Consider the following 25,779-nt stretch of genomic DNA (forward strand, 5'->3'; position numbering starts at 1 on the left):
CGAGTGCGCGCCGCCTTCACAGGCCGCGTGCCTTGTGGTGTCTGCGTCACAGTAGTCTTTGAGTCGTTGCGGTCAAAATTAAAAAAGTTTTGACTAGCACAGCAGATCGCTTTAAACCTTTCACAAATGCGACATGAATTTGCGACATTTCGTCGTCAAATTTGTGAGCCTCTGTGTCGCTGTGTACAATGACCACCCTTTTGCCCCCCGCGAAGCCGGCGTACGTTCGGCGCAGGATGCAAGTGGTTGAATTGAAAAGAAATTTGCCTCGAAAAGAGGCAGCCTGGTGAGAAAGTGTCTATGAAAGCAGGTCTGTACCAACCAGATGAATTCAAGGATAACTGTGGTTTCGGCCTGATAGCCCACATGCAGGGCGAGCCCAGTCATACCCTTTTGCAAACGGCCATCGAGGCCCTGACCTGCATGACCCACCGCGGTGGGATTAATGCCGACGGCAAGACCGGTGACGGTTGCGGTCTGCTGATTCAAAAACCTGATGCGTTCCTGCGCGCCATTGCCCAGGAAACCTTCAGCGTCGAGCTGCCCAAGCAATACGCGGTGGGCATGGTCTTCTTCAACCAGGATCCGGCCAAGGCCGAAGCCGCTCGCGAGAACATGAACCGCGAGATCCTCGCTGAAGGCCTGCAACTGATCGGCTGGCGCAAAGTGCCGATCGACACCAGCGTCCTCGGCCGCCTGGCCCTTGAGCGTCTGCCGCAAATCGAGCAGGTGTACATCGGCGGCGAAGGCCTGAGCGATCAGGACATGGCCGTGAAGCTGTTCAGTGCGCGTCGTCGTTCGTCGGTGGCCAACGCCGTCGACTCCGACCACTACATCTGCAGCTTTTCGCACAAGACCATCATCTATAAAGGCCTGATGATGCCGGCCGATCTGGCCGCGTTCTATCCAGACCTGAGCGACGAGCGCCTGCAAACCGCGATCTGCGTGTTCCACCAGCGCTTCTCCACCAACACCCTGCCGAAATGGCCGCTGGCCCAGCCATTCCGCTTCCTCGCCCACAACGGCGAGATCAACACCATCACCGGTAACCGTAACTGGGCACAGGCCCGTCGGACCAAGTTCACCAACGATCTGATGGATCTGGAAGAACTCGGCCCGCTGGTCAACCGTGTCGGTTCCGACTCCTCGAGCATGGACAACATGCTCGAGCTGATGGTCACCGGTGGCATCGACCTGTTCCGTGGTGTGCGGATGATCATTCCGCCAGCGTGGCAGAACGTTGAAACCATGGACCCGGATCTGCGTGCGTTCTACGAGTACAACTCGATGCACATGGAACCGTGGGACGGCCCGGCCGGCGTAGTAATGACCGACGGTCGCTACGCGGTGTGCCTGCTCGACCGTAACGGTCTGCGCCCGGCACGCTGGGTCACCACCACCAACGGTTTCATCACCCTCGCCTCGGAAATCGGCGTGTGGGACTACAAACCGGAAGACGTGATTGCCAAAGGCCGTGTCGGCCCAGGCCAGATCTTCGCCGTGGACACCGAAACCGGGCAGATCCTCGACACCGATGCGATCGACAACCGTCTGAAATCCCGTCATCCGTACAAGCAATGGCTGCGCAAGAATGCCCTGCGCATCCAGGCGACCATGGAAGACAACGACCACGGTTCGGCGTTTTACGACGTTGATCAGCTCAAGCAATACATGAAGATGTATCAGGTCACGTTCGAAGAGCGCGATCAGGTCCTGCGTCCGCTCGGCGAGCAAGGCTACGAAGCCGTTGGCTCGATGGGCGATGACACGCCGATGGCCGTGCTCTCGCAGCGTGTGCGCACGCCGTACGACTATTTCCGCCAGCAGTTCGCGCAGGTCACCAACCCGCCGATCGATCCGCTGCGTGAAGCGATCGTGATGTCGCTGGAAATCTGCCTCGGTGCCGAGCGCAACATTTTCCAGGAGTCGCCGGAACACGCTTCGCGCGTGATCCTCAGCTCGCCGGTGATCTCGCCGGCCAAGTGGCGCTCGCTGATGAACCTCGGCCGCCCGGGTTTCGAGCGGCAGATCATCGACCTCAACTACGACGAAAGCGTTGGCCTCGAAGCGGCGATCCGCAACGTTGCGGATCAGGCTGAGGAAGCCGTGCGCGCCGGGCGGACTCAGATCGTTCTGAGCGACCGCCATATTGCCCCGGGCAAACTGCCAATCCACGCATCCTTGGCGACCGGTGCCGTACACCACCGCCTGACCGAAAAAGGCCTGCGCTGCGATTCCAACATCCTCGTTGAAACCGCAACCGCGCGCGATCCGCATCACTTTGCGGTGCTGATCGGCTTCGGCGCCTCGGCGGTCTATCCGTTCCTCGCGTACGAAGTGCTGGGCGACCTGATCCGTACCGGTGAAGTGCTGGGCGACCTCTATGAGGTGTTCAAGAACTACCGCAAAGGCATCACCAAAGGTCTGCTGAAAATTCTGTCGAAGATGGGCATCTCGACCATCGCGTCGTACCGTGGTGCACAGTTGTTCGAAGCCATCGGCCTGTCCGAAGAAGTGTGCGACCTGAGCTTCCGTGGCGTGCCGAGTCGCATCAAGGGTGCGCGTTTCGTCGACATCGAAGCCGAGCAGAAAGCGCTCGCCACCGAAGCCTGGAGTCCGCGCAAGCCGATCCAGCAGGGCGGTCTGCTGAAGTTCGTCCACGGTGGCGAATACCACGCCTACAACCCGGACGTGGTCAACACCCTGCAAGCTGCCGTGCAGCAGGGCGACTACGCCAAGTTCAAGGAATACACCTCGCTGGTGGACAATCGTCCGGTGTCGATGATTCGCGATCTGTTCAAGGTCAAGACCCTCGACAAGCCGCTGGACATCAGTGAAATCGAACCACTGGAATCGGTGCTCAAGCGCTTCGACTCCGCCGGTATCTCGCTGGGCGCACTGTCGCCGGAAGCGCACGAAGCCCTGGCCGAAGCCATGAACCGCCTCGGTGCGCGTTCCAACTCCGGCGAAGGCGGTGAAGACCCTGCGCGTTACGGCACCATCAAGAGCTCGAAAATCAAGCAAGTCGCGACTGGCCGTTTCGGGGTAACCCCGGAATACCTGGTCAACGCTGAAGTGCTGCAGATCAAGGTCGCGCAAGGCGCCAAGCCGGGCGAGGGCGGGCAACTGCCGGGCGGTAAAGTGAACGGGCTGATCGCCAAACTGCGTTATGCAGTGCCGGGCGTGACCTTGATTTCGCCACCGCCGCACCACGACATCTACTCGATCGAAGACTTGTCGCAGCTGATTTTTGACCTGAAGCAGGTCAACCCGAAGGCACTGGTTTCGGTCAAATTGGTAGCTGAAGCAGGCGTCGGCACCATCGCCGCTGGTGTGGCCAAGGCCTATGCGGACTTGATCACTATTTCCGGCTACGACGGTGGCACCGGTGCTTCGCCGCTGACCTCGATCAAATACGCCGGCGCGCCGTGGGAACTCGGCCTCGCTGAAACCCACCAGACCCTGCGCGGCAACGACCTGCGCGGCAAAGTCCGGGTGCAGACCGACGGCGGCCTGAAAACCGGCCTCGACGTGATCAAGGCAGCGATTCTCGGCGCCGAAAGCTTCGGCTTCGGTACTGCGCCAATGATCGCCCTGGGCTGCAAATACCTGCGTATCTGCCACCTGAACAACTGCGCCACCGGCGTCGCGACGCAGAACGAGAAGCTGCGCAAGGATCACTACATCGGTACCGTCGACATGGTGGTGAACTTCTTCACCTACGTCGCCGAGGAAACCCGTGAGTGGCTGGCCAAGCTCGGCGTACGCTCCCTCGAAGAGCTGATCGGTCGTACCGATCTGCTGGAAATTCTCGAGGGCCAGACCGCCAAGCAGAACCACCTGGATCTGACGCCACTGTTGGGCAGCGATCACATCCCGGCAGACAAACCGCAGTTCTGCGGTGTTGAGCGCAACCCGCCGTTCGACCAAGGTTTGCTGGCCGAGAAAATGGTCGAGATGGCCTCGTCGGCGATCAACGACATGAGCGGCGCCGAGTTCGATCTGGACATCTGCAACTGCGACCGTTCGATCGGCGCGCGGATCTCCGGCGAAATCGCCCGCAAGCATGGCAATCAGGGGATGGCGAAAGCGCCGATCACCTTCCGCTTCAAGGGCACGGCGGGTCAGAGCTTCGGCGTGTGGAACGCCGGCGGTCTGAACATGTACCTCGAAGGCGACGCCAACGACTACGTCGGCAAAGGCATGACCGGTGGCAAGCTGACCATCGTGCCGCCGAAGGGCAGCGTTTACAAAACTCAGGAAAGCGCCATCATCGGCAACACCTGCCTGTATGGCGCCACGGGCGGCAAGCTGTTCGCCGCCGGCACCGCAGGCGAGCGTTTTGCCGTGCGTAACTCCGGTGCCCACACGGTTGTGGAAGGCACTGGCGATCACTGCTGTGAGTACATGACCGGTGGTTTTGTCTGCGTTCTGGGCAAGACCGGTTACAACTTTGGCTCTGGCATGACCGGTGGTTTCGCCTACGTGCTCGATCAGGACAACACCTTCGTTGACCGGGTCAACCACGAACTGGTGGAAATCCAGCGGATCAGCGGCGAGGCGATGGAAGCCTATCGCAGCCACCTGCAAAACGTGCTGAACGAGTACGTCGCGGAAACCGACAGCGAGTGGGGTCGTGAACTCGCCGAAAACCTCGATGACTACCTGCGCCGTTTCTGGCTGGTCAAGCCGAAGGCTGCCAACCTGAAATCGTTGCTTTCCAGCACTCGTGCCAACCCGCAGTGATATGCGCCTGAAGAGTTTGATGAGGTTTTAACAATGGCTGAACGTCTGAATAACGACTTCCAGTTCATCGATGTCGGGCGCAAAGATCCGAAGAAGAAACTGTTGCGTCAACGCAAAAAAGAGTTCGTCGAAATCTACGAACCGTTCAAACCCCAGCAGTCGGCCGATCAGGCCCACCGCTGCCTGGGTTGCGGCAACCCGTATTGCGAATGGAAGTGCCCGGTGCACAACTTCATTCCCAACTGGCTGAAGCTGGTGGCCGAAGGCAACATCCTTCAGGCCGCCGAGCTGTCGCACCAGACCAACACCCTGCCGGAAGTCTGCGGCCGGGTGTGTCCGCAGGATCGTCTGTGCGAGGGTGCCTGCACCCTTAACGACGGTTTCGGCGCGGTGACCATCGGTTCGGTCGAGAAGTACATCACCGACACCGCGTTCGCCATGGGCTGGCGCCCGGACATGTCCAAGGTCAAACCGACCGGCAAACGTGTCGCCATCATCGGCGCGGGCCCGGCGGGTCTGGGTTGTGCCGACGTGCTGGTACGCGGCGGCGTGACCCCGGTGGTGTTCGACAAGAACCCGGAAATCGGCGGTCTGCTGACCTTCGGCATCCCCGAGTTCAAGCTGGAAAAGACCGTGCTGAGCAATCGTCGCGAAGTCTTCACCGGCATGGGCATCGAGTTCCGTCTGAATACCGAAGTCGGCAAAGACGTGACCATGGAACAACTGCTCGCCGAATACGATGCGGTGTTCATGGGCATGGGCACCTACACCTACATGAAGGGCGGTTTTGCCGGTGAGGATCTGCCGGGCGTTTATGACGCGCTGGACTTCCTGATCGCTAACGTCAATCGCAACCTGGGCTTTGAAAAGTCGCCGGAAGATTTCGTCGACATGAAAGGCAAGAAGGTTGTGGTACTCGGCGGCGGCGACACGGCGATGGACTGCAACCGCACGTCGATCCGTCAGGGTGCCAAGTCGGTGACCTGCGCTTATCGTCGTGACGAAGCGAACATGCCCGGCTCGCGCAAAGAGGTGAAGAACGCCAAGGAAGAAGGCGTGAAATTCCTCTACAACCGCCAGCCGATCGCTATCGTCGGCGAAGACAAGGTTGAAGGCGTGAAAGTGGTCGAGACCCGTCTCGGCGAACCGGACGCCCGTGGCCGTCGCAGCCCAGAGCCGATCCCGGGTTCCGAAGAGATCATCCCGGCTGATGCCGTGGTTATCGCGTTCGGTTTCCGCCCGAGCCCGGCGCCGTGGTTCGAACAGTTCGAAATCCAGACCGACAGCCAGGGCCGCGTTGTTGCGCCTGAGCAAGGTCAGTACAAGCACCAGACCAGCAACCCGAAAATCTTTGCCGGTGGCGACATGGTGCGCGGTTCCGACCTGGTGGTGACGGCGATCTTCGAAGGTCGCAACGCCGCCGAAGGGATCCTCGATTACCTGGGCGTCTGATCCCGGCTCCTGAGCCAAAGCAACACCCCTGTGGGAGCGAGCCTGCTCGCGAAAGCGGTCTGTCAGCCAACTGCAATGTTGGATGTGCCGGCCTCTTCGCGAGCAGGCTCGCTCCCACAGTTGTTTCTCGGTGTTGCTGATAACGCGTTTCCAACGCAATAAATTGACCCGATAGACAAAAGGCTGACCTGCATCCGTGCCTTTTGCGCCGCGCTCTGAGAAAATGCCCGCACTTTTTTTCCGGATGCCGACATGACTGCCCTGAAGAACGACCGTTTCCTCCGCGCCCTGCTCAAGCAACCCGTTGACGTCACCCCGGTGTGGATGATGCGCCAGGCCGGCCGCTACCTGCCGGAATACCGCGCCAGCCGTGCCCACGCCGGCGATTTCATGAGCCTGTGCATGAATCCGGAATTCGCCTGCGAAGTCACCATGCAACCGCTCGACCGCTATCCACAACTGGACGCGGCGATCCTGTTTTCCGACATCCTCACCATCCCCGACGCGATGGGCCAAGGCCTGTACTTCGAGACCGGTGAAGGTCCGCGCTTCAAGAAAGTCGTCAGCACCCTCGCTGACATCGAAGCCTTGCCAATCCCTGATCCGCACAAAGACCTCGGCTATGTGATGGACGCAGTCAGCACCATCCGTCGCGAGCTGAACGGCCGTGTGCCGTTGATCGGTTTCTCCGGCAGCCCGTGGACCCTGGCGACCTACATGGTTGAAGGCGGTTCGTCGAAAGACTTCCGCAAGACCAAAGCCATGCTCTACGACAACCCACAAGCCATGCACCTGCTGCTGGATAAACTGGCGCAGTCGGTGACCTCGTACCTCAACGGCCAGATCATGGCTGGCGCGCAAGCGGTGCAGATTTTCGACACCTGGGGCGGCAACCTGTCGGCGGCGGCGTATCAGGAGTTCTCGCTGGCCTACATGAAGAAAATCGTCGGCGGCCTGATCCGCGAACACGACGGTCGCAAGGTGCCGGTGATCCTCTTCACCAAAAACGGCGGCCTGTGGCTGGAAAGCATCGCCGAGGCTGGTGCCGACGCACTGGGCCTGGACTGGACCTGCGACATCGGCAACGCCCGCGCCCGTGTTGGTGACAAGGTTGCCTTGCAAGGCAACATGGACCCGACCGTGCTCTACGCAAAACCGGAAGCGATCCGCACTGAAGTCGGACGCATTCTGGCCAGCTACGGCAAGGGCAGTGGCCATGTGTTCAACCTCGGTCACGGCATCACGCCTGAGGTTGATCCGGAACATGCCGGTGCGTTCCTGCGGGCGGTGCATGAGCTGTCGGCGCAGTATCACGAGTGATCGCCACACCATAAAAAACGCCCGGCTAAATGCCGGGCGTTTTTGCTTCCACGATTCAACGTCGTACGCAGATCAATTGTAGGAGTGAGCCTGCTCGCGATAGCGGTGGATCAGCAAACTTTGCATCAACTGACAAAACGCCTTCGCGAGCAGGCTCGCTCCCACATGGGTTTTGTCTCAGGCCTTAACACCCTGCAACGGCGGCAACTTCGCCAGCTTCAACGCCACCAACAGCGCGATCAGCAACAGCGCACCAATAAACAAACCAATCCCATTCCACCCGCCGAGATGCCAGAACACCCCGCCTGCCGTGCCGGCAATGCTCGACCCGGCGTAATAACTGAACAGGTACAACGACGACGCCTGGCCCTTGGCCTTGGTCGCGCGACGGCCGATCCAGCTACTCGCCACCGAGTGCGCACCAAAGAAACCAAAGGTGAAAATCAACATGCCGACAATCACCAGTAACAGTGGCGTAAACATCGTCAAGGCAAGGCCGGCGAACATCAGCGCAATGGTCGCCCACAACACTTTGCGTCGCCCCAGTTTGTCTGCCAGCGAGCCAATCTTCGCCGAGCTGTAGATCCCCGACAGGTACACCACCGACAGCAAGCCCACGAACACCTGATCAAGGTTGTACGGTGCGGCCAGCAAGCGATAACCGATGTAGTTGAACAGCGTGACAAACGCGCCCATCAACACGAACGCTTCAAGAAACAGCAGCGGCAGACCGGCATCGCGAAAGTGCATGGTGAAGCCGTCGAGCAGACTGCGCGGGTGCAGCGAGCGTGAACGGAAGTTGCGCGACTCCGGAAGGATCTTCCAGAACACCGCTGCGGCAATCATCGCCAGACCGCCGATCACTAGCATTGCCGTATGCCAGCTGACAAAGTCGATCAGTACTCCGGTGATCAAGCGCCCGCTCATCCCGCCAATGGCGTTGCCGCCGATGTACAAACCCATCGCCAGACCGATGTGTTGCGGATGGATCTCTTCACTCAGATAGGTCATTGCCACCGCCGCCAGCCCACTCAACGACAGCCCGATCAGCGCGCGCATGATCAGCACGCCTTCCCAGCTCGGCATCATCGCGCTGGCCATGGTGCACAGCGCCGCTGCGAACAGCGCAGTCACCATCACCGGTTTGCGCCCGACCCGATCAGAGATCGGTCCGGTGATCAGCAGGCCGATGGCGAGCATGCCGGTCGCCACCGAGAGGATCAGGCTGCTCTGCGCCGCGTTGATTCCGTATTCGTGGGACAACAGCGGCATCATCGGCTGCACGCAATACAGCAGGGCAAACGTCGCGAATCCGCCGCTGAACAGCGCCAGCACCGTGCGCATGAACATCGGCGTGCCTTTTTCGATGTAGATCTCTTGCAGCTCGGCGACGACATCGTCCGCAGCGGCGGGCGGGACTTCATGGGCAAGGGGCGCGACAGCAGTTTTCACTTCAGACCTCGGAGGGCACGGCCAGGCAGGCAATGAAAAAATCATATAGCTGGCTAATGTTTCTATCCAATATATTGTTCGACCTGTTTGATAGCTTTAACGACCTAATGGGGTTTCCATGGAATTGCGTCATCTGCGCTACTTCATTGCCGTCGCCGAAGAGCTGCATTTTGGCCGCGCCGCACAAGTGCTGGGGATTTCTCAGCCACCACTGAGCCAGCAGATTCAGGCGCTGGAGCAAGAGGTAGGCGCGCGGTTGTTCGAACGCACCAATCGTCGGGTTGAGCTGAGTGAGGCCGGGCGGTTGTTCCTGGAAGAGGCCCGACTGGTGCTGGCGCAAGTTGATAAAGCGGCGGACGTCGCCCGGCGTGCGCAACTCGGTGAATTGGGCGAGTTGAAGATTGGTTTCACCTCGTCGGCGCCGTTCAACTCGACTATTCCGCAGGCGATCTTTTCCTTTCGCCAGCGTTTTCCGGCGGTACACCTCAATCTGCGGGAGATGAGCAGCACGCAAGTCGCCGAGGGTTTGGTGGATGAGTCGATAGAGGTCGGCATCATGCGCCCGCTGGGTTTGCCCGATTCGCTGAGTGTGGTGGAGTTGATGCGTGAGCCGCTGGTCGCCGTGCTCGGCTCCAAGCATCCACTGGCCCAGGGATCGGAGGAGGGCTTGTTCCTCTCGGCGCTGGCGCTGGAGCCGTTCGTGTTTTTTCCGCGCAGTTACGGCAGCGGGCTGTACGCGCAATTGCTGAGCCTGGCGCGCGATGCCGGGTTCAGTCCGCATTTCGCCCAAGAGGCGGGGGAAGCCATGACCATCATCGGCCTGGTCGCAGCGGGGCTGGGGGTTTCGGTGCTGCCGGCGTCCTATCAGCGGATGCGTATCGACGGCGTGGTCTATCGCCCGTTGCTCGATCCGGAGGCGGTGTCGGCGGTGTGGCTGGTGCAGCGCAAGGATCAGAAGTCGCCGATGGCCAAGGCTTTCGTAGATTTGCTCACGCGCAAAGTCGAACCTTCAAAGGCGTGATTGCTGCGCAATCAAATCGCGAGCAGGCGTTCGCTCAATCAACACAATGTTCAGGGCAACCGCACCAAATCCCCCTTCAACGCCACCCGTGTGACAAAAATCCCCGCCCGGCACTCGTACGTATTCAAATCCTTGCGCACATGCTGGTCGTAGTAACTGACGATATTCACCACTGCATTCGCCCCGACCCGCTTGGCATCGGCCTGCAACTTGATCAGATTCGACTGCAACACCCACTCGCAGGAGTTGTGGTCACTCTTGTTGAAGCCATTGGTCTTCAAATCACTGACCACCCCCCGGCGCAGTAACTGCTGAGTGCCCTGCGGCCCATTGCCGAGCAGATAGAACTTCACACTGCCATCCAGCCGCCCGGCGCGAATCGCGTCCGACAGCACGGTTTCGAAGGGCATATACATCAGATTGGTGGCGTGGCTGGTGCTGGGCAGTAGCGCGAAAAGTGCGACGGCGATCAGGACTTTCACTTGCATGGTCATCTCCTTGACGGTGAAAGAGAACCGCGAGTGCAGGGCTGATAGGCTCGCCGTTCCATCAGGCGCGGTGCGACGGCCTGTCCGGACGAGTGTAGAGCTGAAATGAGCAGGGCGCCGAATGGTGCCCTTGTGGCGAGAAAATTTATCTTCGCTTGATCGCGGATTTGAGGTGATTGCGATCTGGACTACACAAGGTCAGTGCATTCCCTACGAAAACTTCAGAAGTGAGTGCCTTGTGTGAATAACCTAAGGACGTTAATTTTCTTAACGCCAGAAATCATCAAGAAAAAACATGATCGAAAAATTCACGAACTGGGACTCAATCGATTATTTGAAAACTGAAGAGGACTTGGTGACCTATCTTGAGATTTGCCTGGATGAAGCAGGGGGAGATCTTCGGTTCATCGCCAAAGTGCATGGGACGATTGCCCGTGCCCGCCTCAGGATGTTGGGCAACGCCCCAAAATGTTCCCGCAAGGGGCTTGTGAGACTCTGAGGATCCTGGGTGACCAGCCATCGCAGAGCCAGACAGGTAATTGGCGATGACAAGCCAACCTGTTTGTGAAAGGGCGCCGAATGGCGCCCTTTGTCGTTTCTACAATCCCATCAATCCACGTGCGCCAAATCCCCGCGCAGCGCCACGCTCGACACCACCAGCCCGGCACGGCACTGGAATTTTTCGGTGTCTTTGTACAGGTCGCGCTGGTCGACGCTGGCGATGTTGATCACCGCGTTGGCGTCGGCTTTCTTCGCGGCGTTCTGCAAGGTGGCCAGGGCCGATTGCAGAGCCCAGAAGCAGGCGTCTTCGTCGGATTTGTTCGAGCCGTTGGTTTTGCGGCTGCTGCTCACGGTGTCGAGTTTGCGCACTTGCTTGGGCAGGGTTTCGCCGGCCAGGTAGAACTTCACGCTGCCGTCGAGCAGGCCGGCGTCGGTGGCGCGTTTGACGCCTTCGCGGAAGCTCAGGTAAGTCGGCTCGTCGGCGCCCTGTTTGATGATGCCCAAGCTGTTGACGGCTTCGATGTCCGGGTTGATCGACAGCTCTTTGAGCACGTTGTCGCGCAGGCGATTGACCCAGCGGTTGTAGTTGCCGTGGATCTTGCCGTCCTTGGCATCGAGGCCGTAGCTGCTGCGGTAGTCGATTTCGAACGAAGTCGGGGTGAACGGAATATCGACTTCGGCGTGATGGCGACCGCGTACGGTGATCGCCGCTTTGATCATGCCCGGACGTACCGATTGCACGACCCACTGGCGATCGTTCAGCGCAGTGACGATGGCGCGGCTCATCTGTTGCTGGGTGAAACCGAGGTTGGGCGAGAACTCTTCCTTGGCGTTGTAAACCGGTTTGCTGGTGCAACCGCCGAGCACAAAAGCCAGTGCCAACAGAGCGGCGATGCGGTGAAACTGAGTCATTCCCTTCACTCCAAACGTGGTGCGGTCAGTGCCAGCGGCGGAAAATCAACGAGGTGTTGACGCCACCAAAAGCGAAATTGTTGTTCATCACATAGTCGTGATGCATCTGGCGGAATTCGCCGCGCAGGTAATCGAGTTTGCCGCAGTGCGGATCGACCTCGTCGAGGTTGAACGTGTGCACGTACAGGTCGCGGTTCATCATCTCGATGCTGAACCACGACTCCAGCGCACCGCAGGCGCCGAGGGTGTGGCCGAGGAAACTCTTCTGCGAGCTGATCGGCATGCGTTCACCGAACAAACTGCTGGTCGCCAGTGTTTCGGCAATGTCGCCCTGTTCTGTAGCGGTGCCGTGGCCATTTACATAGCCAATGGCATCCGGCGTCAGGCCGGCGTCTTCCAGCGCCAGTTCCATGGCACGGCGCATGGTCACTTGTTCCGGGCGTGTGGTGTGCTGGCCGTCGGCGTTGCTACCGAAACCGACGATCTCGGCGTGGATATGCGCACCGCGCGCCAGAGCATGTTCCAGCTCTTCAAGGACCAGCATGCCGCCGCCTTCACCGATCACCAGGCCATCGCGGCCCTTGTCGTACGGGCGTGGACTGGTCTGCGGCGCATCGTTTTTCAGGCTGGTGGCGTAGAGTGCGTCGAAGACCATGGCTTCGGTCGGGCACAGCTCTTCGGCGCCGCCGGCGAGCATCAACGGCAGGCGGCCGAATTTGATCGCCTCGTAGGCGTAACCGATGCCCTGGCTGCCGCTGGTGCACGCGCTGGACGTCGGGATCAGCCGCCCGGTGAGACCAAAGAAGATGCTGATGTTGGCGGCGGTAGTGTGCGGCATCATCCGCACGTAGGAGTTGGCGTTGAGGCCTTCGGCCACCGAGTTGAGCAGCATGTTGCCGAACGCTTTGATCTCGTCGGTGCTGCCGGTGGACGAACCACAAGCGACGCCCATGCGCCCATCCTTGATCGACTCATCGCCGAGCAGACCAGCGTCAGCCAGGGCGTTTTCTGCCGCACGAACCGCCAGCCGCGACACCCGGCCCATGCTGCGCAATTGCTTGCGCGTCCAGTGCGCAGGCACCGCAAAGTCATCGATCGGCCCGGCCAGGCGCGTGTTGAGTTCGCTGAAACGATCCCACTCGTCCATCCGGCGGATGCCGCTGCGGTTAGCCGCGAAGTTGCCGGCGATGGTCTCCCAGTCGCTGCCCAGCGAGGTGATGCCGGCCATGCCGGTGACGACGACGCGCTTCATCAGCACAAGCCTCCGTTGACCGCCAGCACCTGGCGGGTGATGTACGAGGCTTCCGCCGACATCAGGAAATTCACCGCACTGGCCACCTCTTCCGGGGTGCCCATGCGTTGCGCGGGGATCATCTTCATCAACTCTTCCACCGGCACGTTTTCATCCAGCATCGCCGTGTCGATCAGGCCCGGTGCGACGCAGTTAACGGTGATTTTGCGCTTGCCCAGCTCGATCGCCAACGCCTTTGCCGCGCCAATCACGCCGGCCTTGGAGGCGCTGTAGTTGACCTGGCCACGGTTGCCGATCAGCCCCGACACCGAGGTGATGCAGACAATGCGACCAGCGGCACGGCGGCGGATCATCGGCATCATCACCGGGTGCAGGACGTTGTAGAAACCGTCAAGGTTAGTGCGCAACACCACGTCCCAATCGTCGTCACTCAGAGCTGGAAATGCGCCATCGCGGGTGAGCCCGGCATTCAACACCACGCCGTAATAGGCGCCGTGGCTTTCGACGTCGGCTTCCAGAATGGTTTTGCAGGTTTCGCGATCGGCAACGTCGAATTGCAGGATGCGCGCCTTGCGCCCCAGTGCTTCGATTTCTGCCTGAACGCCTTGCGCTTCGGCTACGCCGCTGCGGCAATGCAGAACGATATCGTGCCCGGCCTGCGCCAGACGCAAGGCAATGGCGCGGCCGATGCCACGGCTGGAGCCGGTGACCAGTACGGATTCAGTCATGGTTCGACTCCTGTGTCTGTTGCAGATATTGATTGACCTGAGGCGGACGGAACACGTTCAGGCGTGCGCTGGCGTGAATGCCGGCGCCGTTGATATGGCATTCGAAGACGCCCATGCCGTTGTCATCTTCCAGCGAACGCAGACCATGGATGGTCAGTTCGCTGCCGGCGGGAAACGCTTCGACGTTGCACTCGAACTTGCGCGTACCGAGCAGAAAGCCCAGCTCCACCGGATTGCCTTTCTGCCGCGCGTGGCAACCGGCAAATGCGGCGACGCTCTGCGCCATCAGTTCGATGCCGACCCAGGCCGGCAGGCTGCCGTCGGGCAGGTTGAACAGGCCATCAGTCTTGACCGTGAGACGGGTGTAGATCTGCTCATCGTCAAAACTTGTGATGCTGTCGATCAGAATCATGTCGCCCGCATGGGGCAGCAGTTCGGCGAGCGGCCAGGGGATCATGGGGCGTCTCCGATAATCAGGCTGACGTTGTTGCCGCCGAAGGCAAACGAGTTGCTCATCAGGTAGCGGGGTGCAATGGACGTCAGGCGCTCGCTCGCGGTCACCCACTTCAGCGGTGGCAGCGCGGGATCGGCCTGAGCGTCCCAGACGTGTGGCGGCAAGGCGTGGTCGGGGTTGTCGGTGCTCAGGCTCAACCAGCAAAACGCTGCTTCCAGTGCGCCGGCCGCACCGAGGGTGTGGCCGGTCATCGGTTTGGTCGACGAGCACGCGACGCCTTCGGGAAACAGCGCGGCAACCGCCAGGCTTTCCATTGCGTCGTTGTGTTGGGTAGCGGTGCCGTGCAGGTTCAGGTAGTTGATCTGCGCTGCTTGCAGATGAGCGCGGCTCAAGGCTTTCTGCATCGCTTGCAGGGCGCCGCGCCCGGTCGGTTCAGGGGCAGAAATATGATGGGCGTCGGAGCTGGCGCCGGCGCCGAGCAAGGCAATGGCCGGGCCTTTGCCCTGTTGTTTGCTCATGACAAACAGCACCGCCGCTTCGCCGATATTGATGCCGCTGCGGTTGGCCGAGAACGGATTGCAGCGCTCGTCGGACATCGCTTCAAGTGACGAGAAACCGTTGAGGGTCAGTTTGCACAGGCTGTCGACGCCGCCACACAGCACCGCGTCGCACAGGCCCAGATCGAGCAAACGCTGAGCGCTCATCAAGGCACGGGCGCTGGAAGTGCAAGCGGTGGAAATCACATAGGCCGGGCCGCTCAGTTGCAGCCAGTCGGCGAGGAAGTTGGCCGGGGCGCCGAGTTCCTGTTGACGATAATCGTATTCCGCCGGGAACTGCTGCTCGCGGATGTAGTGCGCCAGACCTCGACTGGCCTCGTCGATGCCCGAGGTGCTGGTGCCGAGCACGACACCAATGCGGTCGCGGCCGTAGGTCTGGATCGCTTGATCAATGTCATCGCGAATCTGCAACGCCGCTTCCAGCAGCAGCTGATTGTTGCGGCTGCGCTGATCGGCGAGTTCTGCCGGGATCGGCGCCAGTTCGCCCTGGACGGCCGCGACGGGCAACTCACGCTCCGCCACCCAGCCGGACTCGCGGCGCATGCCCGAGCAGTCGCCGGCGAACAGGTTGCGCGCGACGGCTTGTTTGTCGCGGCCCAGCGCGCAGATCACGCCGAGGGCATTCAGGTAAGCGGTCATGGCGTCGGTTCACCCAACGGAGAAACGCGGTAGTGCGGGCCTTGAGGCAGGTTCAATTCGAAGCTCAACGGTTGTGAATAACGGATATCCCAGCGCGCCGGCAGGGCGCGTTGCTGGCCCTGTTGCAGTGCGGCGGGGTAATTGCGCAGCAGCTCGCCCGACGGGGTCAGGGCGAACAACAGCGCGGCAAACAGCTCTCGGGCTTCTGGGTTCGGCGGCAGCAGCCCATCGGCCTGCCAGTGGCCGTCGATCAGTTGCTGCCGCGCTTGGGGAATGCCCAGCGGGTCCATCATCGACCAGCGAATGCCCGGGCCTTCGCGCTGGATCACCAGCAGCCAGTCCTGGCGTTGTTCGGCTTGTTGGCGTTCGATGTGCAGTTGCAGAGGCAGCGGGAGTGTTGGATTGCCCGCAGGCAACGGCGCCTGGCTGGCGCAGGCACTTAACAGAAATATTGCGCCGACCATCACCAGTCGCAACACAGCGGTCACTGTAGGAGTGAGCCTGCTCGCGATAGCGGTCGCACATTCAACATACAGGTTGGCTGACCCACCGCTATCGCGAGCAGGCTCACTCCTACAAGGATTTGTGTACATCAGGAAACCTCTGCCAGAGGCTTGCGCGCAACGACATTCACCAACGTCTCTTCGCGCTGCCCGAACGGCTTGGGTTTGCGCAAGCCAAACCGCTCCAGCAAACCGAAATCCTTCGACCGGCTCCACCACAGATACGGGTACGAGACATTCTTCCCGGCAAACTCGAAACCCTGCCCACGAATCATCTGCAGATACTGCGCCGCACTCTTTTGCACGTGCATCGGATGACGGAACAACCAGCGGATCACCCACGTATCAATGTAAGCCTCGGTGGATTCGGCGAACAGCAGATAGCCACCCGGTTTCAGCACTCGATAAAACTCGGCGAGGGCTTTTTCCTGCTCGACCAGATGATGAAAAGTCTGATGGCAGAACAGCAGATCAACACTGGCGTCCGGCACATTGAGCGTCGCGCAATCACTGCCGATCAGCTCTACATCGAGGCCCAGACGCGTCGCTTCTTCAGCGCTCAACTCCAGGCTGTGCGGATCGGCATCAACACCGATCAAACGCTGTGGCGCAAAGGTCTGGCGCAGATGAGCGAACGACTTGCCCTGGCCACAACCGGCGTCCAGCAGTACCGGGTTCTGCGGCAGTGCTTCACTGAACAAACCGCGCAAATCATTGATCGCCACCCGCAACACATGGTGCTGCCAGGTGTGGCTGCGCAGGAACCAGAAACCGAAGCGGGTTTCCTCGACGTAGCTGTCGCTCAAGTAGTTCATGTGGCGTCCTTTGCACAGAGTTCGGAAATCATCTTCAAGCGGCGGCGGGCTTCGCTGACGAACGGGTTGCGTTCATCCCAGGCGTAGCCGGCGAGGATCGAACAGATCATCCGACGGATTTCCGCCTGGCTGTCTTCATAAAAAATCACGTCCTGAAAGGTGCCGGCGTACCAGCCCTCGACGTAGCAGCGGAAGGTGTCGACGCCGCGCTTGAGCGGCTCAGCGAATTCGCTTTGCCAGTCGACGGTTTCGCCCTGCAACTGACGGTGCAAAACCGCTGCGGCCATGCTCGCCGAGCGCATGGCGATGGTCACGCCGGAGGAGAACACCGGGTCGAGAAATTCTGCCGCGTTGCCGAGCAAGGCAAAGCCCGGCCCGTGCAGGGTTTTCACGTTGGAGGCGTAGCCGCCGAGCGTGCGTGCAGGGGTGTCCCACACAGCATTGTTCAGAACGCCGGCAAGGCTCGGGGTTTCGGCGATGAAGCTGCGCAGACAGGCATCCAGATCGCTGTCGCGACCCTTGAAATGTTCCTCGGCGGCGACCACGCCCACCGAGCAGCGTCCATTACTGAACGGGATCGTCCAGAACCAGACATCGCGATGCTCTGGATGGGTGGTGACGAGGATTTTCTCGCGGTCGAACGCCGGGTTGTCGATGTGATCTTCGACGTGGGTGAACACCGCTTGGCGCACCGGGAAGTTCGACGGCGCTTCCAGATCCAGCAGTCGCGACAGCACACGACCGTAGCCGCTGGCATCGAGGACGAAATCCGCTTCGAGGCGATAGTCGCTGCCGTCCTCGCGACGCACATTCAGCTGCGGTTTCGTCCGCTCGAAATCGACGCTGACGATGGCATCGCCGTAGCGGATTTCCGCGCCTTGCAGCGCCGCTTGATCAGCCAGCAGTTTGTCAAAATCGGCGCGCTGCACCTGAAACGTGGTCGGTTTGCCGCCGGTAAAGGTTTCACCGAAATCGAAGGCGCTGTAACGCTCGCCCCAGGCGAATGCGGCACCGGTCTTGCGCTGGAAGCCCGCAGCGTTGACGGCATCGAGCATGCCGGCTTCTTCAACGAAATCCAGACAATGGCTGAGCAGGCTTTCACCGATCGAAAAGCGCGGAAAGTGCTGGCGCTCGATCACCAGTACATCGTGGCCCTTGCGCTTGAGCAGCGCGGCGGCGATGGCGCCGGACGGACCGGCGCCGATGATCACGACCTGACGGGATTCCATTTCAACGATTGGCACGTGAGCTCCGGGGCAAAGGATGTTGCAGATTCAAAGGTGCGCGATGCAGGCCGATCAGGGCCGGTAGCAGCGTCGCGATCAGGCCCATCAGCATCAGCGCGAAGTACAGCGCCGGGGTGATCAGCTGTTGTTGCAACAACAAATTGAGAAAGACGATTTCGCTCAGGCCGCGAATATTCAGCAGCACACTTTCGCGCCAGCGGCTGGCGCCTTCGAACGAGGCGCCGGCCCAGCCGAGGCCGAGCCAGTTGCCGAGCAGTTTACTGGCAATCGGCAACAGCAACAGCGCCGCCCATTGCAGCGGACCAAGGCTTGCGAGGGCACTGTGCACGTCGATCTGGACGATGCCGAACGTCAGAATCAGCGGGATCGCCAGCCACGTCTGCAAACGGCTCATCCAGCGCGCCGGCAATGGCAGTACCAGCGGCACTTTCAGCGCGGCCATGCATAGCAGGTAGCCGATGCCGAAGATCAGTGCGTTGAGTTTGTAGTGCTCGGCCATTACCAACAGCGCAAAGAAACCGAGGCTATAGGTCAGCGGTCGACGCGCACGCAACAGATGCAACAGTAACGGCACCAGGGCGAGAGCCAGCGGCAGCAGCAGACTGCTCAGATGCAGGCTGCCCTGGGCGAGGCCGAACAGCGTCCAGCAGGTCAGATCGATGAGGATCGCGGTCTGCACCAACCGGCGAGTGGCGGCGGGCGGATAATCGATGTGGCGCAGATACAGGAACAGCACCGGGATCGCGGTAATCGCGAACACCAGACCGATGGCCAGCGAGTTGAGCCACGGTTGCGCCGGCAGCAGCCAATAGGCAGCGGCCAGGCCACAGGCAAACGGCACGAGGAAACTCGGCACGGCGATTTTCACGCTCTGGCGATCGAGTTTCAGATCGATCACATCACTGAGGATATGCCCGAGCAGCAGGGCAAAACTCAGGCTGTAGAGGTTTTTCAGCCAGTCGGGCGCAATCAGTTGCGCGCCGCTGAGCTGCCAGCCCGGCTCGATCCAGAAGTACATCAGCAGCGGCAAGCCGAAGCTCGCCAGCAGCAATTGGCTGACGATCGGGATCAGGCCGAAGTGGCGCCCGATGCGCGTGGCCACAGCGAACAACGCCAGAGCCAGCAGCCAGAAAGCGGCGACCATCATGCCGCTGGCTCCGCGACGGCTGCCGTGTGTTCGTGGCGCCCGGCCCACGGTGCGAGCATGAAACTGAACGCCAGACCGAGGCTCACCGACAGCCCGAAGTTGCTCACCGCCGGGGTGCTGGAAACCGCCAGCAAACCGAACGACAGCCATGTCGTCACAGCCGCGAGCAAGGTACCGAGCAGGCTCACCGCCGCACCGCCGACCTGTTCGCGCATGAGAATCGCGTAATCAACGCTGATCGCCGTCACTAGCAGCAAGCCGAACAGGCTAAACAGGGTCAGCGGCTGACCGAGCCAGCCAAGGCTGGCCAGGCTGCACAGCGCAGCGAGCAGAGGCAGGGCGACAATGCGCAGCGCGCCGCCGAGACCGAACGGCAGCATCAGCACCAGCACGATCAACGCACAGGAAGCGAGTTTCAGTTCAGCGGCGCTGATCTGCGTCGCGGCGAATACCTCGTTCAACTCACCTAGGCGATCAACCAGCGTCACCCCCGGCAAATCCAGCGCCTGCACGCGCAACAATGCCGGGTTGTTCAGGCCTTGCAGGCTGGTCATTGCCGCTACGCCGTCTTCGCTGGGGCCGAGCCAGAGCGTGCGATAAGGCTCACCGAGCGGGCCGGCCAGTGCCGCGTCGATGTCTTCGGCGGGCACGGTCTGCAATTGCTGTAGTTCGGTTTGCAGTGCGGCGAGCGGCACGCCGAGGTCGAGCAGTGGCTGCCAGTATTGCGGCAGTTTGTTCAGCGCCTGACGTGCCTGTTCTTGCTGGTTCGGTGGGCTGAGCAGTCGATCGAGGGCCAGATAGCCTTGCAGCTTGTCGAGGTTGACCAGTTGCTGCAGACGCTCGCTCAGCGCGGCCTGCCGCTCGAGCAATTGCTGCTGATTGTCGGCGCGCACAAGGAAAAACTGGCTGGTCGGCTGATAGCCGGTGATGCGCGCGATGGTCTGCGCTTCATCGGTCAGCTGTTGCGGTGCGCCGACCCATTGGCGAATGTCATTCTTGCTTTGCAGTTGTACTAGACCGCCTACGCAGAAGGCGATCAGCAGCGCCAGCAACACCGGCGTGCGCACGTGCTCGAGCAGTTTTTCACGCAGCGCAACCATGCGCTCGGCCAGCTGCAGCGGCCATTGCGCGGGGCGCAGTTCGACGTTTTTCAGCAACGCCGGCAACAGGCACACCGCCGACAAATAGGCACCGAGCAAGCCAGCGGCGGAGAACACCGCGATTTGCGTCAGCGCCGGGAACGGCGTCCACGCCAGTGCCAGATAACCGATGGCGCTGGTGATCAGGCTCAGGGTCAGCCCGGACAGCGTCAAACGCAACGCCGGCCAACTGCGCCAAGGCTTCAGGCTCCAGCTCTTCGACAAATAGTGCAGTGGGTAATCCACGGCCACGCCGATCAGGCTGGAGCCGAGCACCAGCGTCATCACGTGCATATGGCCGAACAGCGCCACACACGCCACCGCGCCGAACAACATGCCGACCAGCACCGGCACGAACGCCAGCAACACGCGCCAGCGGCGGAAAGCGAGCAACAGCAGCAAGAGAATGCCGACCGTCGCACCACCACCGACCCAGGTCATTTCGCGCGTGGCTTGCTGCTGACCATTGGCCGCGTAGAGCAAGCCGCTGGCGGCCAGCAATTGCACGTCGGATTTCGCCGCCTGCTCGCGGCTGGCTTGCAGCAATGCCGCGACTTGCAGCGGCAGGTCCATGTCGAAAGCATTGCCGGTGGTGCGTGCACGCAGCAGCACCCAGCTCTTGCCGTCCGCATCGGCAATCAACGCGCCGCTGCCGATGTCCAGTTGCACCGAACCGTGCTGCGGCTGGCTGTTCTGAATGCGCCCGGTCAGGCCCAGCCAGTCATCCTGACTCGGCACCAGACTGAAACCGCTGAACGGATCGAACAGGGCCTGCACGCGTTGTTGAATGAATGCGTCGGGGTGTTCGATCAGCAGTTGCCGGTCATCCGCCGAGAGCATCGCCAGTCGCCCTTGCAGCAGTTGCGTGCGCAGCGCTGGCAGATCCGCCTGCAGGTTCCACTGCACTTTCTCGAACAGACCGCTGGCCTGCCATTGCTCGCCCAGCGTCTGCGCCATGGCCACCGCGTGCTGGCGATCGGCGTGGCCGACCAGCACCAGCATTTCGCGGTTGAGCGGTTCCTGCATGCGCTGCTCGGCGCGCTGTTCGAGGGCGTCGGGGTGGGTGCCGGGCACCAGTTCCAGCAGGTTCGCCGACAATGGCGCACCGTCACGCCACTGCCAACCGGCCAGAGCGACGACCGCCAGCAGCAGAATCAGAAACAGCCAGGGCAGCCTGCGTTCACTCGGCAAAGTCATGTTGCTCCGCGTCGTTCAACGGTTGCCCGGCGCTGCTGTCCTGCATGCGCAGCACGGTGCTGTCGCCCTGGGTTTCCAGCAGTTCGATGGTTTGCACCAGCGTGCCGCCGTCGATATTGATCTGGTTGAACACTTGCTTGAGCAGCAGCGAGCGCGGGGTCAGCGTGAGTTTCCACTGCTGTGCATCGCCGCTCAGGGCCAGTTCGAAATCGCGTTGCAGGCCACTGCTGTCGCCTTGCAGCACGGCGAGGAACAAGCGGTTCTGCTCGGCCCCGGCGCTCTTGTTCGGCAGCAGTTGCCAGCCGTTGCCGTCACGCCGGGCGATGCCCTTGGCGGTGATGCGGTAGTCCTGTTGCAGCGGGGTCTTCAGCAGCCAGAGCAGGCCGTGGTTTTTCGCCAGAACAAAACTGCCCTTGCTGATCAGCGGCTGCGGTAATGCACGCAGGTGTTTTTCCTGAATGAACTGACCGTGGATCACGTCCGGTTTCGCCAGTTGCTCGCTCAGTTGTTGCAGGTCGAAGGCGTTGGCCAGAGAGGACATCACCAGTAGCGCCAGTACACTCAAGCCTTTCACAAAAGCATTCATCGCAGCATCCTTTCCACGGCATCGGTGAAGACCTTCGGCGAAGCCAGTTGCATCTCGCGGCTGCTGACTTCCACTGCCACTTGCACCGAGCTGGCACGGGTGAGGCGTTCGCCGCTGTGCAGGTCGGTGATCAGGTAATTGATCTTCAGACGGTTTTCCCATTCGACCAGACTGGCGCGCACATTCAGGCGCTGACCGAACACCGCGCCACGCACGTAGCGCAGTTGCAGGTCGATGATCGGCCAGGCATAACCGGCCTCGACCATGTGCGTGTAGTTGTGGCCGATCTTGTCGAGCAGCGCGCAACGCGCCACTTCGAGGTATTTGACGTAATGGCCGTGCCAGACGACGTGCATGGTGTCGACGTCGAAAAACGGTACGAGGATTTCCGTGTCGGCGTGAAGCACTCCGGCGCTACGCATGCAGCCTCCAGTGTTGAGCGGCGATGCGTTGCAGGCACAGACGCAGCTCGCCTTCCAGGGCGCGGTCTTCGATCACCGGCGGGAAATCCTTGGCCAGTTCTACGTGCATCGCCGCCAGCGATGGCGGCAACGGTCGCGCGTCTTCGGCCTGAGCGCGCAGCCACACGCCTTGGTTGGCGGCGAGCAGGGTGGCGGCGGCGACTTGCTCGGTCAGCTCCAGCACACGGATCGCATCGCGGGCGGCGATGGTGCCCATGCTGACTTTGTCCTGGTTGTGGCACTCGGTGGAGCGCGAGAACACGCTGGCCGGCATGGTGTTTTTCAATGCTTCGGCGGTCCAGGCGCTGGTGCCGATCTGCACGGCTTTGAAGCCATGATTGATCATGGCGCGATCCGCCGGAGCACCGGAGAGGTTGCTCGGCAGACCGTGGTTGTAACGCTCATCCACCAGCAAGGCGAGTTGCCGATCGAGCAGATCGGCGACGTTGGCCACCAGATTTTTCAGGCTGTCCATGGCGAACGCGATATGCCCGCCGTAGAAGTGCCCACCGTGCAGCACGCGCTCGGCTTCGGCGTCGATGATCGGGTTGTCGTTGGCGCTGTTCAGTTCGGTTTCGATGAATGAACGCAGCCAGTTCAGGCTATCGGCCAATACGCCGAGCACGTGCGGGGCGCAGCGCAGCGAGTAGCGATCCTGCAGGCGATGCAGCGGCGCGGTCGGCGCGTCGATCGCCAGATCCTTGCGCAGCCACGCGGCGACCTGCATTTGCCCTGGATGTGGTTTGGCGGCGAACAGACGTTCGTCGAAGTGCTCCGGATTGCCTTGCAGCGCGACCACATTGAGCGCGGTGATGCGCGTGGCCAGTTGCAACAGATAGTCGGCACGGGCGAAAGCGAGGCAGGCGAGACCGGTCATTACGGCGGTGCCGTTCATCAGCGCCAGCGCTTCTTTCGGGCGCAGTACCAGCGGTGTCCAGCCGAGTTCACGATGCACATCGGCAGACTGGCGACGTTCGCTACGGAACATTACTTCACGTTCACCGGACAGCGTTGCGGCGACGTAGGACAGCGGCGTCAGATCACCGCTGGCGCCGACCGAACCCTCTTCAGGGATCAGCGGCAGGATGTCGTATTCGAGGAACGCGTGCAGACGCTCCAGCAATTCCACGCGCACCCCGGAGACGCCGTGACACAACGACTGCAAACGCGCCGCCAACACCGCGCGGGTGGCTTGCGCGTCGAGCAGTTTACCCAGCCCGCAACCGTGGAAGGTGTAGAGGTGACGCGGTAGCGCCTCTACGTGATGCAGCGGCACCGCGACCACGCAGGAGTCGCCGTAACCGGTGGTCACGCCGTAGATCACGCCTTCCTTGTCCAGCAGCGAATCGAGGAACCGCGCGCCCTTGGCGATGCGCTCGCGATAGTCGGCGTCGCTCTGCAATTGCACGGGCGCCTGACGGTTGGCCAGGGCCAGCACGTCTTCGATGCGCAAAGGGCGTTCGCCGAAGGTTACCGGCTCATGGGTTGGCGTCGTCATCGGTCTTCCAGAAAGGGTAAAAGTTGAACCATTGTTGCGGCGCTTCGAGGCAATAGTGACTCAGGCGCTGCGCATAGCGGGTGGCCCACTGATGAATGACCTGCTCGCGCTCGCTGCGCTTCCACACCACAGCGTCGGCGAAGGGTTCGAGAGTCAGGCGATAGTGACCGTCCGGCTGTTTCAGGCACATCAGCAGATTGACCGGGCATTTGAGCAGGCCGGCGAGCAGCCACGGGCCTTGCGGGAACGGCGCCGGATGGCCGAGAAAGTCCACGGTTACGCTGCGCCCGCCATGCAGGGGGACGCGGTCGCCGGCAATCGCCAGCCACTCGCCGCGTTCCAGCCGTTCGTGCAGTTGCAGCATTATCACCGGGTCGAGTTCGCTGACCTGAATCAGGCGCAGATTGGTCGCTCCAGCCTCGCCCAGCAAACGGTTGAATTGCTCGGCGTGCTTGGTGTGTACCAGCACGTTCATGGTGACCTTTTCGCCGATCTCCGCCAGTGCGCGACAGACTTCCAGATTGCCCAGGTGCGCGCCGACCAGCAGTTGTCCGCGACTGCCGCGCAACTGATTGCGCAGCAGGGCCGGGTCGATGATTTCGATCTGTTCGATGCGCAACTTGCCATTCCACACATCGAGCTTGTCGAGCATCGAATCGGCGAACGCCATGAACTGACCGAACACCCGCCAATGCGTCGGGCGCAACACGTCGCGCTGACTCCATGCGGCCAGGCGTTGCTGGTATTGCCAGGCGCTGTGTCGCGCGGTGCGGCCAAACAGGAAAAAGTACAGGACGATGCCGTACAGCAACGGACTGAGCAGGCGTCGGCCCAGGACCTTGGCGGCGAACGCGGTGAACTTCATCAGCAGGAAGCTGCCGCGCTCTTCGCGGTCAGCCCAGTGCTTTTTGTCGGCTTCGCCGGTCATGTTCGCCACCGCCGCCAGAGGATCACCGGGAAGCGCAGCAACATGCCGAGAAACAGCCGCGTGTGCATGCTGGAAATCAGTGCGTTGTCATGGAACAGACGGAAGTGCGACACACCGTCCAGCGGATAATGCACGCTGGTTTGCAGCCAGCGCATCGGCTGATTGCGCCACGACAGGCGCACGAGAATGTCCGAGTCGAAATCCATACGCTTGCCGACTTTCGCCGAATCAATCACCGCCAGCGTCGGGGCCAGCGGATAGACGCGGAAACCACACATTGAATCGCGGATCTGCAGCGACAGCGTGTTGATCCAGACCATCACGTGGGTCAGGTAGCGCGCGTACAAACGACCTTTCGGCACGCTTTCGTCGAACAGCGGATAACCGCAGATCATCGCCTCGGGATGAGCGCGGGACTCGGCGACAAAACGCTCCACATCGTGCAAGTCGTGCTGGCCGTCGGCATCGACCTGCAGCGCATGGCTGAAACCCAATAACGAGGCTTCGCGCAAACCGGTCATCACCGCGCCGCCCTTGCCCTGATTCGCGGTCAGGCGTACCAGATGCACGTTGTCGCGCTCGGCCAGTGCGTCGAGCACTTTCGCGCAGGACGGGCTGCTGGCGTCGTCCACCAGAATGCACGGCAGGCCTCGCGCGAGCAGGGCGTCGACCACGGTGCCGATCGCAGTTTCGTGGTTGTAGACCGGGATCACGGCGCAAGGGTTATGCATACGTT

General features: G+C 61.2%; 22 protein-coding genes. 5 read left to right on the plus strand and 17 right to left on the minus strand.

Annotation, left to right across the window (positions count from 1 at the left end; translation table 11 throughout):
• Nucleotides 1–300: 300 nt before the first annotated feature.
• From gltB to hemE, 3 genes are all read left to right on the plus strand, one after another.
• Complete coding sequence (gene gltB, locus HU754_RS03175; protein ID WP_186621285.1) at nt 301–4,746, plus strand: glutamate synthase large subunit; 4,446 nt, start codon at nt 301–303, stop codon at nt 4,744–4,746.
• Nucleotides 4,747–4,779: 33 nt separating this feature from the next.
• On the plus strand, nt 4,780–6,198 hold the full coding sequence (locus tag HU754_RS03180) for an FAD-dependent oxidoreductase (RefSeq protein ID WP_007909438.1): 1,419 nt from the start codon (nt 4,780–4,782) through the stop codon (nt 6,196–6,198).
• 252 nt (nt 6,199–6,450) lie between these two features.
• On the plus strand, nt 6,451–7,518 hold the full coding sequence (gene hemE, locus HU754_RS03185; RefSeq protein WP_186621283.1) for a uroporphyrinogen decarboxylase: 1,068 nt from the start codon (nt 6,451–6,453) through the stop codon (nt 7,516–7,518).
• 177 nt (nt 7,519–7,695) lie between these two features.
• Here hemE and HU754_RS03190 read toward each other — a convergent pair whose 3' ends face one another.
• Nucleotides 7,696–8,970 (minus strand): MFS transporter, encoded by a 1,275-nt coding sequence (locus tag HU754_RS03190; RefSeq protein ID WP_077570434.1) that lies wholly within the window; start codon nt 8,968–8,970, stop codon nt 7,696–7,698.
• Nucleotides 8,971–9,088: 118 nt separating this feature from the next.
• Between HU754_RS03190 and HU754_RS03195 the strand changes: the two genes are divergently transcribed.
• Nucleotides 9,089–9,991, plus strand: coding sequence for a LysR family transcriptional regulator (locus tag HU754_RS03195; protein ID WP_016983863.1), 903 nt, complete (start codon nt 9,089–9,091; stop codon nt 9,989–9,991).
• A 50-nt stretch (nt 9,992–10,041) separates the two neighbouring features.
• Here the strand turns inward: HU754_RS03195 and HU754_RS03200 are convergent, their stop codons facing one another.
• Nucleotides 10,042–10,479: an excinuclease gene (locus HU754_RS03200; RefSeq protein WP_186621281.1), complete on the minus strand. Its 438-nt coding sequence runs from the start codon at nt 10,477–10,479 to the stop codon at nt 10,042–10,044.
• 295 nt (nt 10,480–10,774) lie between these two features.
• Here HU754_RS03200 and HU754_RS03205 point away from each other — a divergent pair, with 295 nt between their 5' ends.
• Nucleotides 10,775–10,978, plus strand: coding sequence for a helix-turn-helix domain-containing transcriptional regulator (locus tag HU754_RS03205; protein WP_093430087.1), 204 nt, complete (start codon nt 10,775–10,777; stop codon nt 10,976–10,978).
• Between the two features lie 110 nt (nt 10,979–11,088).
• Here the strand turns inward: HU754_RS03205 and HU754_RS03210 are convergent, their stop codons facing one another.
• From HU754_RS03210 to HU754_RS03280, 15 genes are all read right to left on the minus strand, one after another.
• Complete coding sequence (locus HU754_RS03210) at nt 11,089–11,892, minus strand: hypothetical protein (protein ID WP_093430088.1); 804 nt, start codon at nt 11,890–11,892, stop codon at nt 11,089–11,091.
• Between the two features lie 25 nt (nt 11,893–11,917).
• Nucleotides 11,918–13,144 (minus strand): beta-ketoacyl-ACP synthase, encoded by a 1,227-nt coding sequence (locus HU754_RS03215; RefSeq protein ID WP_016983866.1) that lies wholly within the window; start codon nt 13,142–13,144, stop codon nt 11,918–11,920.
• Nucleotides 13,144–13,872 carry a 3-oxoacyl-ACP reductase FabG gene (gene fabG / locus HU754_RS03220; protein ID WP_186621279.1) on the minus strand — a complete coding sequence of 243 codons (729 nt, stop codon included), beginning with the start codon at nt 13,870–13,872 and terminating at the stop codon, nt 13,144–13,146. The genes HU754_RS03215 and fabG overlap by 1 nt, the downstream gene beginning before the upstream one ends.
• Nucleotides 13,865–14,329, minus strand: coding sequence for a hotdog family protein (locus tag HU754_RS03225; protein WP_186621277.1), 465 nt, complete (start codon nt 14,327–14,329; stop codon nt 13,865–13,867). The genes fabG and HU754_RS03225 overlap by 8 nt, the downstream gene beginning before the upstream one ends.
• Entirely contained in the window at nt 14,326–15,522 is a 1,197-nt protein-coding gene (locus tag HU754_RS03230) for a beta-ketoacyl-[acyl-carrier-protein] synthase family protein (protein ID WP_186621275.1), read from the minus strand. The genes HU754_RS03225 and HU754_RS03230 overlap by 4 nt, the downstream gene beginning before the upstream one ends.
• Nucleotides 15,519–15,986 (minus strand): hypothetical protein, encoded by a 468-nt coding sequence (locus HU754_RS03235; RefSeq protein ID WP_437182483.1) that lies wholly within the window; start codon nt 15,984–15,986, stop codon nt 15,519–15,521. The genes HU754_RS03230 and HU754_RS03235 overlap by 4 nt, the downstream gene beginning before the upstream one ends.
• Before the next feature lie 128 nt (nt 15,987–16,114).
• Nucleotides 16,115–16,840, minus strand: coding sequence for a class I SAM-dependent methyltransferase (locus HU754_RS03240; protein WP_186621273.1), 726 nt, complete (start codon nt 16,838–16,840; stop codon nt 16,115–16,117).
• The gene (locus HU754_RS03245) at nt 16,837–18,084 is read right to left on the minus strand and encodes an NAD(P)/FAD-dependent oxidoreductase (RefSeq protein WP_186621271.1); all 1,248 of its coding nucleotides are present in this window, start codon (nt 18,082–18,084) and stop codon (nt 16,837–16,839) included. Before HU754_RS03245 ends, HU754_RS03240 begins: the two co-directional genes overlap by 4 nt.
• Complete coding sequence (locus HU754_RS03250) at nt 18,071–19,234, minus strand: cation:proton antiporter (protein WP_186621269.1); 1,164 nt, start codon at nt 19,232–19,234, stop codon at nt 18,071–18,073. Before HU754_RS03250 ends, HU754_RS03245 begins: the two co-directional genes overlap by 14 nt.
• The gene (locus HU754_RS03255) at nt 19,231–21,570 is read right to left on the minus strand and encodes an MMPL family transporter (RefSeq protein ID WP_186621267.1); all 2,340 of its coding nucleotides are present in this window, start codon (nt 21,568–21,570) and stop codon (nt 19,231–19,233) included. The genes HU754_RS03250 and HU754_RS03255 overlap by 4 nt, the downstream gene beginning before the upstream one ends.
• On the minus strand, nt 21,554–22,156 hold the full coding sequence (locus HU754_RS03260) for an outer membrane lipoprotein carrier protein LolA (protein ID WP_186621265.1): 603 nt from the start codon (nt 22,154–22,156) through the stop codon (nt 21,554–21,556). Before HU754_RS03260 ends, HU754_RS03255 begins: the two co-directional genes overlap by 17 nt.
• Entirely contained in the window at nt 22,153–22,578 is a 426-nt protein-coding gene (locus tag HU754_RS03265; protein ID WP_095047227.1) for an acyl-CoA thioesterase, read from the minus strand. The genes HU754_RS03260 and HU754_RS03265 overlap by 4 nt, the downstream gene beginning before the upstream one ends.
• The gene (locus HU754_RS03270; protein WP_186621263.1) at nt 22,571–24,115 is read right to left on the minus strand and encodes an HAL/PAL/TAL family ammonia-lyase; all 1,545 of its coding nucleotides are present in this window, start codon (nt 24,113–24,115) and stop codon (nt 22,571–22,573) included. Before HU754_RS03270 ends, HU754_RS03265 begins: the two co-directional genes overlap by 8 nt.
• A complete protein-coding gene (locus tag HU754_RS03275) occupies nt 24,096–25,043 on the minus strand; it encodes a lysophospholipid acyltransferase family protein (protein WP_095047229.1) in 948 nt (315 codons plus the stop codon). Before HU754_RS03275 ends, HU754_RS03270 begins: the two co-directional genes overlap by 20 nt.
• The gene (locus tag HU754_RS03280; protein WP_186621261.1) at nt 25,040–25,774 is read right to left on the minus strand and encodes a glycosyltransferase family 2 protein; all 735 of its coding nucleotides are present in this window, start codon (nt 25,772–25,774) and stop codon (nt 25,040–25,042) included. The genes HU754_RS03275 and HU754_RS03280 overlap by 4 nt, the downstream gene beginning before the upstream one ends.
• Between the last annotated feature and the right edge of the window lie 5 nt (nt 25,775–25,779).

Source organism: Pseudomonas zeae, from assembly GCF_014268485.2.
Classification (GTDB): Bacteria; Pseudomonadota; Gammaproteobacteria; order Pseudomonadales; family Pseudomonadaceae; genus Aquipseudomonas; species Aquipseudomonas neuropathica.

What these genes read in the sequence shown, in the direction of transcription:
- gltB (WP_186621285.1), top strand. Translation starts at nt 301, where the DNA reads ATGAAAGCAGGTCTGTACCAACCAGATGAATTCAAGGATAACTGTGGT.
- HU754_RS03180 (WP_007909438.1), top strand. Translation starts at nt 4,780, where the DNA reads ATGGCTGAACGTCTGAATAACGACTTCCAGTTCATCGATGTCGGGCGC.
- hemE (WP_186621283.1), top strand. Translation starts at nt 6,451, where the DNA reads ATGACTGCCCTGAAGAACGACCGTTTCCTCCGCGCCCTGCTCAAGCAA.
- HU754_RS03195 (WP_016983863.1), top strand. Translation starts at nt 9,089, where the DNA reads ATGGAATTGCGTCATCTGCGCTACTTCATTGCCGTCGCCGAAGAGCTG.
- HU754_RS03200 (WP_186621281.1), bottom strand. Translation starts at nt 10,479, where the DNA reads ATGCAAGTGAAAGTCCTGATCGCCGTCGCACTTTTCGCGCTACTGCCC.
- HU754_RS03205 (WP_093430087.1), top strand. Translation starts at nt 10,775, where the DNA reads ATGATCGAAAAATTCACGAACTGGGACTCAATCGATTATTTGAAAACT.
- HU754_RS03210 (WP_093430088.1), bottom strand. Translation starts at nt 11,892, where the DNA reads ATGACTCAGTTTCACCGCATCGCCGCTCTGTTGGCACTGGCTTTTGTG.
- HU754_RS03215 (WP_016983866.1), bottom strand. Translation starts at nt 13,144, where the DNA reads ATGAAGCGCGTCGTCGTCACCGGCATGGCCGGCATCACCTCGCTGGGC.
- fabG (WP_186621279.1), bottom strand. Translation starts at nt 13,872, where the DNA reads ATGACTGAATCCGTACTGGTCACCGGCTCCAGCCGTGGCATCGGCCGC.
- HU754_RS03225 (WP_186621277.1), bottom strand. Translation starts at nt 14,329, where the DNA reads ATGATCCCCTGGCCGCTCGCCGAACTGCTGCCCCATGCGGGCGACATG.
- HU754_RS03230 (WP_186621275.1), bottom strand. Translation starts at nt 15,522, where the DNA reads ATGACCGCTTACCTGAATGCCCTCGGCGTGATCTGCGCGCTGGGCCGC.
- HU754_RS03235 (WP_437182483.1), bottom strand. Translation starts at nt 15,986, where the DNA reads ATGGTCGGCGCAATATTTCTGTTAAGTGCCTGCGCCAGCCAGGCGCCG.
- HU754_RS03240 (WP_186621273.1), bottom strand. Translation starts at nt 16,840, where the DNA reads ATGAACTACTTGAGCGACAGCTACGTCGAGGAAACCCGCTTCGGTTTC.
- HU754_RS03250 (WP_186621269.1), bottom strand. Translation starts at nt 19,234, where the DNA reads ATGATGGTCGCCGCTTTCTGGCTGCTGGCTCTGGCGTTGTTCGCTGTG.
- HU754_RS03255 (WP_186621267.1), bottom strand. Translation starts at nt 21,570, where the DNA reads ATGACTTTGCCGAGTGAACGCAGGCTGCCCTGGCTGTTTCTGATTCTG.
- HU754_RS03260 (WP_186621265.1), bottom strand. Translation starts at nt 22,156, where the DNA reads ATGAATGCTTTTGTGAAAGGCTTGAGTGTACTGGCGCTACTGGTGATG.
- HU754_RS03265 (WP_095047227.1), bottom strand. Translation starts at nt 22,578, where the DNA reads ATGCGTAGCGCCGGAGTGCTTCACGCCGACACGGAAATCCTCGTACCG.
- HU754_RS03270 (WP_186621263.1), bottom strand. Translation starts at nt 24,115, where the DNA reads ATGACGACGCCAACCCATGAGCCGGTAACCTTCGGCGAACGCCCTTTG.
- HU754_RS03275 (WP_095047229.1), bottom strand. Translation starts at nt 25,043, where the DNA reads ATGACCGGCGAAGCCGACAAAAAGCACTGGGCTGACCGCGAAGAGCGC.
- HU754_RS03280 (WP_186621261.1), bottom strand. Translation starts at nt 25,774, where the DNA reads ATGCATAACCCTTGCGCCGTGATCCCGGTCTACAACCACGAAACTGCG.